Source organism: Ochrobactrum sp. BTU2, from assembly GCF_024539785.1.
Taxonomy (GTDB): domain Bacteria; phylum Pseudomonadota; class Alphaproteobacteria; order Rhizobiales; family Rhizobiaceae; genus Brucella; species Brucella anthropi.
Genome location: NZ_JAHWRG010000013.1, coordinates 56556 through 68891 on the forward strand (window position 1 = coordinate 56556; position 12336 = coordinate 68891).

The window sequence follows — 12336 nt, forward strand, 5'->3', positions numbered from 1 at the left end:
ATATATTGGAAACTGTGATTAATCTCCTGCAACGAGGGAGATAATCGGATGCGGATTATTGTTGCAACGGGGGCGCTATTGCTCGCTGGCTGCGCACAAACGACTAATTTCCATACAAAAGATGTTGGATTGATGGTCGATAAAAGTATTACTGACATAGATGAAGAAAAGAAATTCGTTTATCTAGAGAAGTCCGCATTCAATCAAAGACCCGTTGGGGTAATAACTCTCGTTCACAAAGAACCGCCGTCTGGCGCTCTTATGATGCCCATGAGCGCGATCTTTAACGGACCTGTTGAAGACCTTATCAAATCGACGGCGGCGAAAATCGGCTACAGCGTTCGCAAGTATGGAGAACGCCCCGGAGCGCCTGCCCTTGTGGCCGTCAATCGTCACAACGACACAGCTTACGGCATTATGGAAGAAGGCTTGTTGCAGGCGCATGGCCTTGTCCGGATCACCATCGACCAGAGGCACAAGAGCATTACCGTGCGCTACAAGCGTCCGGAGCGCAGCCCGGTTGCCCATATTGACGATACGAGGCTGTATTAATGCGGTTGACGGTTTCCTTTGTTCTGGCGTCCATGACGATTGCCGGCTGCACAACCACTAAGACAGACATAGATGCGCCGCCGCCTCTTATCGGCGGCCCAGACAAGTTGACCGGCGCAAGCTACGTCCCGGCGACCTATGAACAGTTTGCCAAACGTACCCGGAGTGGAAACCCCGGCGCTGGCGTGGAGCGGGCGCGGGTTGAGATTTTGCGTGATGCAGCCATATCCTACGCCGCGCAGGCGGGCTTTGAACGGCGCGCATATGAAATCATGGCCGAGCTGGAGCGCAAATCGCCACAGCTTTCCGAAGAGTTCAATTTCAGCGCAGTCGTTTACACCGCTCCGCGTGAGGCAGGCTATGTCGTGCCGCCCGTTGTGACACGCGCCACCGAAGCGCTCACAATCACCAAAGGCGGGCGCGAAAGCGTGGCAGCGGACGAGTATTACCGGATTGAAAAGCCGGGCCGCATTGTCGGTGTTATTCCGACCTGGCGCGACTACCTTGTGATGCCGCTCGACAAAGCGACCGAACCCGACGAGCAATTTTTGCCCGTCGATAAGGAAGAACGCGCCGTCTGGGATAAGTATATGGCGGAAGGCTGGTCAGAAGGACGCAGACAGGCCGAGGAAGCGTTACAGATCAATCTCAATCTCTTGCGGCGAGATTATGCGGGCATGATCGAGTACCGGCGTCTGGTTGAAGCTGGCCTGATTAAGTCGCTTCTGATTTCTTCCAGCGAAGTTCGCGCCAAGGGCACGCATGACGAACTGTTTATCGGTCAGCGCCGTGTTCGTATCGATAATGACGCCACCTTTGTTACGAACCCGAAGAAGTGGAAGCCGATCACGCGCAGGGTCGATAAATAGCTCATGATCGACCAGAAAAAGCTTTCTGCAGAAGAGTATGATCCGAAGGGGAATTATGTTCCCCTTCTTAATGAGGAACCCGTTCGTTTCGACACCAATCTTGAACTGATTAATCATCTGTTCGCGGGCGCGTCCAACCGTGGCGCATCCGATTTTTCCATCATGTCGGAAAGCCGGTTGCACGTTCAGATTAGCGGGCGTCAGTATTTCGGTTCCACGCGCATCTTCAATCTGTCCGAAGTCGATATGATCCTTTCGGCCTTGTGGCGATCAGCCGACGCCGCCGGGATCATAAAGCAGGGTCGCCCTTTGGACTTTGCGTATGAAATTGTCATCGACCGCAAAACCCGCCGCCGCTACCGCATTAACGCCACCGGCATAAATGTGGATGGATCGGATGGTGTGGAGATTTCGGTGCGCTCGCTGCCGATCAAAACGCCGACAATGGACAGCGTTGCGCTTGAGCATGAAATCCGGGATTTTCTAAATCCCAAGAATGGCGTGATCATCATCGCAGGCGGCACCGGCCACGGCAAATCAACAACGATGGCGGCGATCACGCACGCGCATCTTGTGAACAAGGATAATCCGCGCAAGATCATCGATTATCAGGCGCCGATTGAATACACCTTCCGGGACGTGCTTGACGAAAATCTCGACTCCCCTTCCTTCATCGCGCAGTCCGAAATTGGCGAAGGCCGCAACATTCCGACATTTGGCAAGGCAATCTGGGCTTCGCTCAGGCGCGCGCCTCATATTATCAATGTCGGTGAAGCGCGAGACTATGAATCCATGTCGGGTTGTCTTGCCGCGTCCGTTCAAGGCCATATCGTCAACACGACGACCCATGCAGGATCTGTTGCAGAAGCGCTTCGGCGTATCGTCAACGAGTTCCCGCCAGAGGAACAAGTCAGCCGGGCTTATGACCTGATCACGTCTTTGAAGGTTCTCATTGCTCAGCATCTTGTGCCGACACCGGACTTGAGCGGACGCTTTGCTATCCGTGAATTCATGGTGTTCACCGATGATGTGCGTGATCGCTATATTTCGCAGCCGGTCGAAAATTGGACGAAAGTTACACGCGATTTGTTCAAAGAAGCCCGGACCAATACGAACATCGTGGCGCAATCGCTGGACCGAAGCATCCAGATAAAGATGCAGGAAGGGCTTTTGACCGAGGAAATGGCGCGGACGCATCTCGGCTCGATCTTTCTCGGCCAGTAGGCGCATCACGGTTGCTTGGTTGAAGATCCTGACTAGGTGAAAGCCAGCAAAACCTAAGCAGATCGAGAGATGGTGGACGCGGTTGAAATTTAGCGGGGGGGCTTGAACCAATTGAGGTTCTACAACCGCGTCCGAAACTAATATAGGCAGAGGCATCTTTGTAGGCAACGTAAGGATATTAACGAATGAACTTTTTGCGTCGTATTTTTGGCGGGGTGCAACTGTCCTATCTCATCCGTTCTTATTTGATCGGGCTGATCTTTTTTGCTCTTATGATCGGCATGGCGCTGAGCGCCGAAATCAAGAATGGTTCGCCTGTCGGCCTGATCGTTTTCGCCTCGCTGAGCACGTTGCTCTTTCCGTTCGCGAAGCTGGTCTGGGATGAACTTCGCGATCTGGCTTTCGGGAACAACGTAATTTTTATGAACGCGATCATGCTGTTCATGCTCAAATGGTTCGTCAACGCATGCCTCTGGGCGTTTGCGATCTTCGTTGCACCGATCGGAATCCTGTATTTGTGGTTCCGCACCCGCCAGCCTTTAGCCAGTGTGGATGATGAGGCATAAAGCAAGCACGGACGGATTGTATAATCATGCGGAAGATAGCGGTTGTTGTCAGCGCGATTGTCTTTGCGACTTCCTTTCCTGCAAAGGCTGACCGGCTTGTATGTTCTGACAAAGAACATCTGCGCTACATGAAAATGGTCGGTGAAGTTGGCGAAATGGGGATCGCCCTAAACCCTGTGGGGGAAGAACGTGCGGTCTTTGAGAGATTGACAGCCGCATATGAAGCACTCGACCCGAAGGGGCCGGTGACTTCTCTTTTCGTTGTACATATTCCTACCGGGCAGATGTACACGCAATCATGTGCGAAAGAGCGCTGCACGATGGAGGAAATGGCAAAACCGGAACAAGCCTGTCTGATCGATCACATGAACCAATGCAGCTATGTCGCGCTTCGCTTCCGAGGCGAAGAGTTCTGCCTACTCCGTCCGCCGCACAATTAGGGCCGGTTGGCCCGAACATTTGGAAGATGATGGACGCGGTTGAGCTTAAGAGGGGGGCTTGAAGGGGTCGTTAGCGGGAGGGAACAAGAGTATTCGCGTGAAAAGGGGTTGGAGGTGATTGTTCAGTTCTGGACGACTTAGAGGTTTGAGCGGTTAGTCGTGGTGAAGCAAAGTCTAGCCACTTTTCAATAGACAGACGCCGGTTGCCGGGTGGGTCATATTCGGAAATTAGGTCGTCTTCTGACGCGAGGATGTACTCTCCATCGTCCGCATAGAATGCGCGGACATAGTGCGTCAATTGTAGGATTTGATCTCGTGCTCTCATGCTCCCGTACCCACTAAGATGTTGTAATAGCCGATTTTTCACCGAGCAAGCTTTTCCGACGTACAGGGGGCGTTCGTCGACATCTAGAAAGACATACAGTCCGGGTAGACCTCTTGCCCGGTTTGCGATGAATTCCAATAGGGCTGCCCATCCACGTAGGGCATTCTCGTTCGAGAGGGCGTAACCAACCGTCCGCATTATATCAGATTTACCCCACTTTGTCGGGTAGACAGTATTGTTGAAATCTATGGGGCAGTATCGGGCGCTATAAATTGGACCGTGGTCGAGAAAGGCAGCGGTGCGTTCGTATGAAGTGCAGCGCAAAAGCTCCGAAATTGGCATCGGATGAGGTATGTTCCTCATTGTCGCGAATGCTTTAAGCAGTTCCCGCAAGTTACCTGAATCTGATCGTTCACCATGAGGCGCTAGCGTCGGCAGTTTCTCCATGGCCTAGATTATGGCATAACTTATTCGATCTGCATCCCCTGCCCTGCCCTTTCTTTTCAAGGTGTTGAGGGATGCAATATTGTGATGCATTATCTTGATTACCACCAAAGGTTGAGGGATCAACGAATGACCAAAAAACCGAAGCATCGTCCTGACCTTACTGAATTCTTAGTTGAGAATGCCGCGCGGCTGGGGATTAACAAGGCTAGGCAGAAATCAAAGCAACATCCCGATGACTATACGGCAATATCGAAATGGCAGATTCATGACGAAGTGAGAGATAGCGAAATTTCCAGATTGGTTGTTCAGCTGGCGGATCATGGAATGCGGGTGGCCGAAATCGAGAATATCATGAAAGAGGTTCTCAAAGAGCAACTGAAAATATTGGAGATGGTTGAAAACGAGGAGGATATGCCTAAAGATTCGAAAATGAGCTAGGCAGGATCACGAATTTTGCAGGGCGCACGTGAAGATATTTTACCTCCCCTGTCCGAAAACGACTGATTATGGACAGAGCTTCACCACCTGACCATATATTATGCTAACAGGTTACGGAAATAGTTAGCATTACGGACAGCCTTTTGGGACAAAATCTAAAACAGTCGCTCTGATTGCCAGTCAAGAATGCACGTTCGTCCAATTCGGACGACTGGAATGAGGCCTGAAGCGGTCGGTCCGGTTTCGGAGGTTGCAGTAGATCTAGCTGCCTTGTGTTACTGCATTAACTCAGGGTGGAAAGCCAGTGGTGAAAGGCATTAACTTCATATCGAGGCAGGGCTTTTGGCGATGCGACGACATAGTAGGCCCATTTGACGGGCCAGCGAATGTCGGGCATGAGGTGGACGAGACGACCGCTGTCAATCTCCTGAGCTACCAGAGCCTTACGCACCAACGCTATCCCGCGGGCTGCGACCGCCGCATTGATGACCGCAGCCGTGGAGTTGATCTTCAATCCACGGTCGTCGGGAACATGGTTCGCGCCCGCACGTGTCAGCCATTCGCTCCAATTCGGAAAGTCCCCACCCGGATGCGGCGTGCCGTCGTGGATGAGTGTCTGTTCCGCGATCCAGCCTGCGGTCACCTCCCTCCCCTCGCGCAGTAGCCTGTTGTGGCAGACAGCAATGATTTCCTCGCCCATGAGGTACTTGGACTTTACTCCCTTCCAGTCGCCCAACCCATATTGGATGCCGATGTCCGCCTCACCCTGAGCCAGATCGATCACTCGATCAGAAACGTCCAGCCGAACGTCGACATTCGGCCATTTCGCCGAGAAGTCTTCCAGGCGAGCAAGAAGCCAGATCGCGACCAGAGCCTGGGACGCCGTCACGACGACAACCGACCGCGCAGCTTGCGCAGACCGGATTCAAGGAGGTCAAGCCCTTGTGCGATATCGTCGAGGGCTTCTTTAACCTCATCGACAGGGGCCAAGCGCTCCAAGGGACGCCCCTTTCGGGTGCGCCAGCCCTGTGCGGCATGCAAATCTATGGCCTCGCACGGTCACCGTGTCGGGTGGCGATGTGGTCGGCGGCCCCGATGGCGGATTGCCGGTGCCGGTTGCTGTGTTCTCTACCTTGCCGGCATCGATGTCAGCCTGCACTGGCGTATAGGTCGCCGTGAAGGTGAAGCTCGCCCCCGGTGCCAACGTCTGGGGCCCTTGGTCGAGCGACACCCCGGCATTGGCCAGCAGTGGATCGTCGACCGTGACATTGGTCATGGTGACGTTGCCGGTGTTGGTGACCAGGAACGAATAGGTGATCGTCTCGCCCAGATCGATCAGGCCGTTGCCGTTCTGATCATTGAGCGTGCCGGTCTTGTCGAGCGTCAGCGCAGGCGTCTGTGCCGGCGGCACGGTCACCGTGTCGGGTGGCGATGTGGTCGGCGGCCCCGATGGCGGATTGCCGGTGCCGGTTGCTGTGTTCTCTACCTTGGCCCCTGAACATTAAAGGGGCACAGATATACGGCAGGCGGATCATGGGGAGAACGGAATTACGCGGAAGCCGTTTTCGTCGAATGTCGGTTTTTCTTCCCAGAGGTAATCGCCGGTCAGGTTCACATGCTCCCATGTGAGCGGTGACAAGCTAGCCAGCAGATGATCCGGGATTGTCTGGCCCGCATTGCGCAGGGCATCGACGACGCGGCCGGTGTAGATTGTGTTCCAATGAATAATTGCAGTGACAACCAGGTTGAGCGCGGAAGCCCGGATCGAAAGGTTTCCCTGACTGCGATCGCGGAAACGACCGAGACGATGAAGATTGACGGCTCGCACGAGACTGTTCCGACTTTCGCCCTTGTTCAATTCAGCGGTAGTTGTCTTACGCAATTGCTCGTCGTTGATCCAGTCGAGGGTGAAGAGGGTTCGTTCAATCCGGCCCATCTGGCGCAACGCCTGGGCAAGGCCGCTTTGCCTCGTTGTCGCCGACAATCGCTTCAGCATGAGCGAGGCGCTGACGGTGCGCGTACGCAGCGAGGTCATAAGGCGCAAAATATCGTCCCAATGCGCCCTGATCAGATCGGTATCTATCCGACCACCCATAACATTATGCAGAATTCCATATTGCTTGGCCGGTTCGAAGCCATAGAGACATCGCCCATCGAGATCGGGAATGCGCGGCACGAATGCGAAGCCGAGTGCATGACAGAGGGCGAATACAAGATCGCTGACGCCGCCGCCATCAACGTGGTGACGGACGATATTAAGACCAGCATCAGTTTCCAGCAATGCGTCAAGCACGTGAACGGCTTCACTAGCCGTTGCGGCTATGATTTTTGTATGAAAGGGCGCGTAGCGAACAGAGATCGCGGTGTAGAGTTTGATAATCGGATTGTTTCCATACCTGCCATTGACGCCGCCTGCGACTTCGCCACCGTCGCCAAGATGGAAATGTTGTCCGTCCGATGAGGAAATTGTGTGCGAGCCGAATACTGTTGAGAACGGGGCAGAGTGATGAGCCTCAACCAGTTTGGCGAGCGCCAGCGCGAATGTCTCTTCGCGAAAATGCCAGATTGCCATCTGCTGTAGCTGGCGGCGCGTGATGCCGGGACAGGCATGCGCCATCTTCGAGAAGCCAAGATTTGTGGCTTCGGCGATCAGCGCCGCATAAAACACCCGCAGATCGGAAGGTGACCGACCGGTCTGGAGGTGCTCGAACAAGGAACTGAAGCCCGTCATCCGGTCGATATCGGCCACAAGGTCCGTCAACCGTATGGGCGGCATGGTTGTTGCCACCCGCCTTGCGAACGCGATTGCGGCTTCGGTTTCCGAAGTTCTGACCGCTGGGACCCGCAATCCTTTTGCGCCGATGCGAGTATCGCCCCGACTATTTTCCAGGCGACCTGCCGCCTCCTGCAGATGCGCCAACTACTTCAAATCATGCGTATATGATCCCGAGTAAAGTGGACGCGCTCTAGTGCGCGAAATTCCATCACGCCAAATAACTACTTGTGTTAATCTAATCACACAACCTATAATTTAAATAAAGCATTAGTTTCAGCTAATTGATTAAATTGAAAAAAAAGAATACAAAGATGAGATACTTACCTAACAGGCGCGGGAAATTTTAAATGAAAAAACTATGGTTGGCCAGCACGGCAATTATCAGTGCAAGCCTTTTCACGTCTGCAGCTTGGTCCGCACCATGTGCATCAAATTCCAATGGCACTTTCACATCCAATAACGCTACCAATAATGGCGGGTGTTCGATTGCCTCGGTCGCAGCAACTATCGGAGACAATTCCATCTGGAACACGGGCTTTCTCCTGTACAGCCAGAACATCAACCGCACAATGACTATCGAGAACGATCTCACGACGACATTGAAGGGAAGCACGGGAATTTCTGTCTATGGCACTGCGCCGACGGCATTCTCCACATTCGACGCGAGCGGCAGGACCATTAACCTGACCATCGAGAACCTGACGGCCAACGCATCTTTGCCGATAGGCGACAATATCGCAAAGGCGGGTGTCGGCGTCAGCCATGGCGGAACCATGACGATAGGCAGTCTCAATCTTACGATGCTTAATCTGCCAAACGGGAACGACGGAAGCACGTTCGGCCTCGGCCAAAGGTTTGAACATTATGGCATTGTCGTTGGATCAACTGTAAATGCTGCGGAAACGTTGGCGTTCAACGGTTATCAGTCGAAAGCGATTTTCGACAATATGAACATTAAGATGCAGTCGACCAATAATGGATGGAATGTGTATCCTCTCCTAGCCGGCATAAGGGTTATTCAGGGCGCTGGAGGGAATTCCGGAAACGGGTCGGCTGGTTATGTCGAAGTCAAGAATGATCTGGCGATCGACATCAATGCGACATCCAATGACGCCATCGGAATTTATATTTCAGGTTCGGAGCATAACGGCGTTGTGCCAGAAGTTCACCTGAACAACAGCAATATCAAAATCAAAAGCACGTCCTCACGCGCCAATGCTATCCGGCTGGGCAAGACTGCGAGCATCGGTACCGGAGAAGGCAGGCTTTTTTCAACCGGCCATATGGAAATCGATACTCTTCAAGCGGCTAATGATGCAGCTATCGACATAATATGGCAAGGGGCTGTTTTGGATGCAAATGCTGATACATCCAGCACGACCATCAGCGCCGGCCGTGAGGCTATTACGATCAGTGGTAATGCTAGCCAAGCAACGGCTCAGACCGTGACGTCGTTCAACGATCTGGTTGCCACAACGGCCTCCACGACAGCGAACCTGATCAATGTGGCCAATAATCAAAACGATTACCGTCTCAACATACGTGGGGTAAACAGCGACCTAAAGGCCGCATCAGCTGGCTGGCTTTTGAATGTCAATGGCACCGTACAGTCTCCCAGTGCTGTTACATTCAATGTCTCCGATGGTAAAATCACCGGCTTGGTCAATAAAGCGGCACCTTCCACTCTTGAAATCACCGTACAAGATGGCGCTCAGTGGATAATGCAGGAGAAAGGTGGTGCAACGCCATCAACCACGGCAACATTCACGCAGTTGAATATTGCCAATGCTGCAATTCTGGATGCGACAGCAGGAGCGGGCGCACTGTCAGACTTCGTTCTACAGGGCAATGTATTGGCGGAAACAGCTGGTGAAATTCGTCTTTATGACGGCACGGCTGGTGATCGCCTGACAATAAACGGCTCTTATACCGGCAATGGTGGTTTGATTACATTCGATACGGCCCTTGGTGACGACAGTTCGACAACCGACATGCTTGTCATCACGGGTGACACTGCTGGCACGACAAATGTCGCTGTGACCAACGCCGGCGGCGAAGGTGCGCAGACGGTTGAAGGCATCAAGATTATTGAAGTTGGTGGCGCATCCAATGGTACATTCTCGCTGCAAGGCGATTATGTGCATGAAGGTGAAAATGCTGTTGTTGCTGGTGCCTATGCCTACAAGCTTTATCAGGGTGGTGTTGCCAGCCCGGCCGATGGTGACTGGTATCTGCGTTCACAGATCAAACCTGTTGATCCCGTTGATCCCGTTGATCCCGTTGATCCTGTTGATCCTGTCGATCCAACCAATCCTGTTGATCCAACTGATCCTGTTACGCTTCCTAGCGAACCACTCTATCAAGCAGGCGTTCCAACCTATGAGAGCTATGCACAATCGCTGCTTGGCTTGAATGGCGTCCCCACCTTGCAGCAGCGTGTCGGCAATCGCTTCTGGGCAAGCAATGGCAATCGAGTGATTGCACAAGGTGCCGATCCGGTGGGAACGCCCTATGCCGCACCTGAGGAAGCAGGAGTGGCAATCGAGGGCAATGGTGTCTGGGGTCGTATCGAAGGCGCGCATAACAGCATTGAGCCACGCTTCTCCACCTCTTCCACCGAATATGATCAGAACATCTTCAAGCTGCAGGCGGGTCTTGATGGCATGCTGGCAGAAATCGAAAGCGGTAAGCTGATCGGTGGCGTCACCGTGCATTATGCCCATGGCAAGACCAAGACGAAATCCGTGCATGGTGATGGTGAAATCTCCACCGACGGCTATGGCTTTGGCGGAACTCTGACATGGTATGGCGAAAACGGCTTCTACCTTGATGGTCAGGCACAACTGACATGGTACAGAAGCGATCTCAACTCAACACTTGCTAATAGCACCCTTGTCGATGGCAATGACGGCTTTGGCTATGCGTTGTCCATTGAAGGTGGCAAGCGCATTGCGATCGATCAGGCATGGTCGCTCACGCCACAGGCGCAGCTTTTCTATTCTAGCGTTGATTTCGATGACTTCGCCGATACATTCGGCTCACAGGTCAGCCTTGACCGTGGTGACAGTCTTCAAGGTCGTCTTGGTCTGACGCTTGATCATGAAAGCTCATGGCAGAATGCCAATGGCAAACTTGATCGTGCACATGTCTATGGCATTGCCAATCTCTATTACGAGTTCCTGGAAGGCACGAAGGTCGATGTTGCGGGCACAAGCTTTGCCAGCCGCAATGATCGTCTGTGGGGCGGGCTTGGAATTGGCGGTTCCTACAACTGGAACGACGACAAATATTCGATCTATGGCGAAGGTCTCGTCAACACCAGCCTCAACAATTTTGGTGACAGCTACTCCCTCAAGGGACAGGCTGGATTCCGAGTTAAGTGGTAACAGCCTAAAAAAGCCCGCCACGTCAATGACGGGGCGGGCTTAATGAAAATCATTCAGGGTGGAGACGTCGACTTTCGTCGCTCGTAATCTTCCCGCGCCTGCATGGTTGCCGTAAGGGCCGCTACTGCATTCAATATTCCGACCATGCTATCCTGCATGCGGTCCAATCTTGTCAGCGCATCATTCTGGAATTTGGCAGCGGTGGCGTCTGCCGTGGCCTGCTTTGTCTCAACAATCGTAAGGCGATCATTGACCTTGGTAGATTGGTCAATCGCTGTCGTTGCCGTCTTCTCAATGCGATCAATGCGCGACACTTGAAACGCAATAGCATTCTGACTTGCCGTATCCTGCTTTTCAAAGCGACTGTCCAGCCAGTTTAGACCGAAATAAACAACCAGGCTGGCCAGAGGTAACGCCATCGCCATCGAAACACGAGCGACAGCCCGGAGAATGACACTGTCTGCAATCTTCTGAATGCGCTCGCCTGTCATGGTATTATCCTCCATCATCTCATTCCCCGCCAAGCCATCATAAAAATCAGCACATCGATCTGCGCGCGCATTCTGTCGATCAAGCGCCTGCCGTTCGCGCTTCAGCACTGATCGAGCTTCGACCCCATCGATCAGCGGTGCATGATCCTCTTTTTTACGGCAATCATCCGGATATGCAGGCAATTGCCGTCCTGCCTGCGCCCTACCTGCCTGTTGCGCCGCATCCTGCAAAAGCCTGTCACTTGCGCAGGAACTCAATATCATCGCGATCAAGCAGGCAAATCCGCCCCGCATCAGCAAGCCGCTTTTCATAGTCGCTAATCTCCTGTTCCGTTTGTTCAATGCGTGCGGCTTCAGCTGCGCGGGCGTTGCGCAGCTGCACCTGATAGGCTTCGATAACGAGGGCATTGGCGCGTCTGATCAATTTGAGCTGATCGAGTTCAGCTTTCAGGGCCAGCGCCTGAAACTCCGGCACCTGCCCTTATTTCGCCTGCCCCTCGAACGCGGCCCCGATATAAGGAATACCCTTCAGCACCGGGACACCGTTGTAATAGATGGATGCAAGCACGATCCCGATTGCAATGCCTGCAGTCACCTTAATGGCGTCGAGGATCTGGCTCATTTCAAGCCCGCCAGACAAAGTTCAAGCTCACCGATGCGTTGTGCGTCGCCCCGCTCGCGCCGCTTGCGCAAACCCTCCCCGACCTTGCCGCCAGCACGATTGAATGCCGTCATAGCGTTGCAGGGCACTGCCAAGTTGTTTGATCTAGTTGTTTCCGGTATCGATGAGGCATGAAATTACCGAGTTCTTTTCCCCGGTTG

General features: G+C 53.2%; 12 protein-coding genes and 1 pseudogene. 7 read left to right on the plus strand and 6 right to left on the minus strand.

Annotated elements, in window-relative coordinates:
• Positions 1–48 precede the first annotated feature (48 nt).
• From KWJ32_RS23480 to KWJ32_RS23505, 6 genes are all read left to right on the plus strand, one after another.
• Complete coding sequence (locus KWJ32_RS23480; RefSeq protein WP_038595071.1) at positions 49–552, plus strand: DotD/TraH family lipoprotein; 504 nt, start codon at positions 49–51, stop codon at positions 550–552.
• Positions 552–1421 (plus strand): type IV secretory system conjugative DNA transfer family protein, encoded by an 870-nt coding sequence (locus tag KWJ32_RS23485; RefSeq protein WP_125302320.1) that lies wholly within the window; start codon positions 552–554, stop codon positions 1419–1421. The genes KWJ32_RS23480 and KWJ32_RS23485 overlap by 1 nt, the downstream gene beginning before the upstream one ends.
• Positions 1422–1424: 3 nt before the next feature.
• Positions 1425–2645 carry an ATPase, T2SS/T4P/T4SS family gene (locus tag KWJ32_RS23490; RefSeq protein ID WP_256886316.1) on the plus strand — a complete coding sequence of 407 codons (1221 nt, stop codon included), beginning with the start codon at positions 1425–1427 and terminating at the stop codon, positions 2643–2645.
• A gap of 185 nt (positions 2646–2830) precedes the next feature.
• Positions 2831–3211 carry a hypothetical protein gene (locus KWJ32_RS23495; protein ID WP_256886317.1) on the plus strand — a complete coding sequence of 127 codons (381 nt, stop codon included), beginning with the start codon at positions 2831–2833 and terminating at the stop codon, positions 3209–3211.
• A 26-nt stretch (positions 3212–3237) separates the two neighbouring features.
• The gene (locus KWJ32_RS23500; RefSeq protein WP_128094977.1) at positions 3238–3651 is read left to right on the plus strand and encodes a hypothetical protein; all 414 of its coding nucleotides are present in this window, start codon (positions 3238–3240) and stop codon (positions 3649–3651) included.
• Positions 3652–4549: 898 nt separating this feature from the next.
• Positions 4550–4861: a hypothetical protein gene (locus tag KWJ32_RS23505; protein WP_247877685.1), complete on the plus strand. Its 312-nt coding sequence runs from the start codon at positions 4550–4552 to the stop codon at positions 4859–4861.
• Between the two features lie 283 nt (positions 4862–5144).
• On the opposite strand, the gene KWJ32_RS23510 is transcribed toward KWJ32_RS23505, so the two are convergent.
• From KWJ32_RS23510 to KWJ32_RS23520, 3 genes and pseudogenes are all read right to left on the minus strand, one after another.
• Positions 5145–5750: a LysR substrate-binding domain-containing protein gene (locus tag KWJ32_RS23510; RefSeq protein ID WP_247877684.1), complete on the minus strand. Its 606-nt coding sequence runs from the start codon at positions 5748–5750 to the stop codon at positions 5145–5147.
• A gap of 84 nt (positions 5751–5834) precedes the next feature.
• The gene (locus KWJ32_RS23515; protein ID WP_024899694.1) at positions 5835–6278 is read right to left on the minus strand and encodes a DUF11 domain-containing protein; all 444 of its coding nucleotides are present in this window, start codon (positions 6276–6278) and stop codon (positions 5835–5837) included.
• A 114-nt stretch (positions 6279–6392) separates the two neighbouring features.
• Positions 6393–7772 (minus strand): annotated as a pseudogene (locus KWJ32_RS23520) (Tn3 family transposase); the annotation flags it as partial.
• Positions 7773–7984: 212 nt separating this feature from the next.
• Between KWJ32_RS23520 and KWJ32_RS28320 the strand changes: the two are divergent.
• Positions 7985–11023, plus strand: a complete 3039-nt coding sequence (locus KWJ32_RS28320) for an autotransporter outer membrane beta-barrel domain-containing protein (RefSeq protein WP_011982901.1) — start codon at positions 7985–7987, stop codon at positions 11021–11023.
• A 53-nt stretch (positions 11024–11076) separates the two neighbouring features.
• Here the strand turns inward: KWJ32_RS28320 and KWJ32_RS23530 are convergent, their stop codons facing one another.
• The 3 genes from KWJ32_RS23530 to KWJ32_RS23540 are packed head-to-tail and all read right to left on the minus strand — an operon-like array spanning position 11077 to position 12136.
• Entirely contained in the window at positions 11077–11787 is a 711-nt protein-coding gene (locus tag KWJ32_RS23530; protein ID WP_252869893.1) for a hypothetical protein, read from the minus strand.
• On the minus strand, positions 11753–11989 hold the full coding sequence (locus tag KWJ32_RS23535; protein ID WP_128094975.1) for a hypothetical protein: 237 nt from the start codon (positions 11987–11989) through the stop codon (positions 11753–11755). Before KWJ32_RS23535 ends, KWJ32_RS23530 begins: the two co-directional genes overlap by 35 nt.
• Positions 11990–11995: 6 nt before the next feature.
• Positions 11996–12136: a hypothetical protein gene (locus KWJ32_RS23540; RefSeq protein ID WP_164844746.1), complete on the minus strand. Its 141-nt coding sequence runs from the start codon at positions 12134–12136 to the stop codon at positions 11996–11998.
• Positions 12137–12336: the final 200 nt, after the last annotated feature.

Bases quoted from the DNA above. Each gene is read 5' to 3' on its own strand.
- KWJ32_RS23480 (WP_038595071.1), top strand. From the start codon at position 49: ATGCGGATTATTGTTGCAACGGGGGCGCTATTGCTCGCTGGCTGCGCA.
- KWJ32_RS23495 (WP_256886317.1), top strand. From the start codon at position 2,831: ATGAACTTTTTGCGTCGTATTTTTGGCGGGGTGCAACTGTCCTATCTC.
- KWJ32_RS23500 (WP_128094977.1), top strand. From the start codon at position 3,238: ATGCGGAAGATAGCGGTTGTTGTCAGCGCGATTGTCTTTGCGACTTCC.
- KWJ32_RS23505 (WP_247877685.1), top strand. From the start codon at position 4,550: ATGACCAAAAAACCGAAGCATCGTCCTGACCTTACTGAATTCTTAGTT.
- KWJ32_RS28320 (WP_011982901.1), top strand. From the start codon at position 7,985: ATGAAAAAACTATGGTTGGCCAGCACGGCAATTATCAGTGCAAGCCTT.
- KWJ32_RS23490 (WP_256886316.1), top strand. From the start codon at position 1,425: ATGATCGACCAGAAAAAGCTTTCTGCAGAAGAGTATGATCCGAAGGGG.
- KWJ32_RS23540 (WP_164844746.1), bottom strand. From the start codon at position 12,136: ATGAGCCAGATCCTCGACGCCATTAAGGTGACTGCAGGCATTGCAATC.
- KWJ32_RS23485 (WP_125302320.1), top strand. From the start codon at position 552: ATGCGGTTGACGGTTTCCTTTGTTCTGGCGTCCATGACGATTGCCGGC.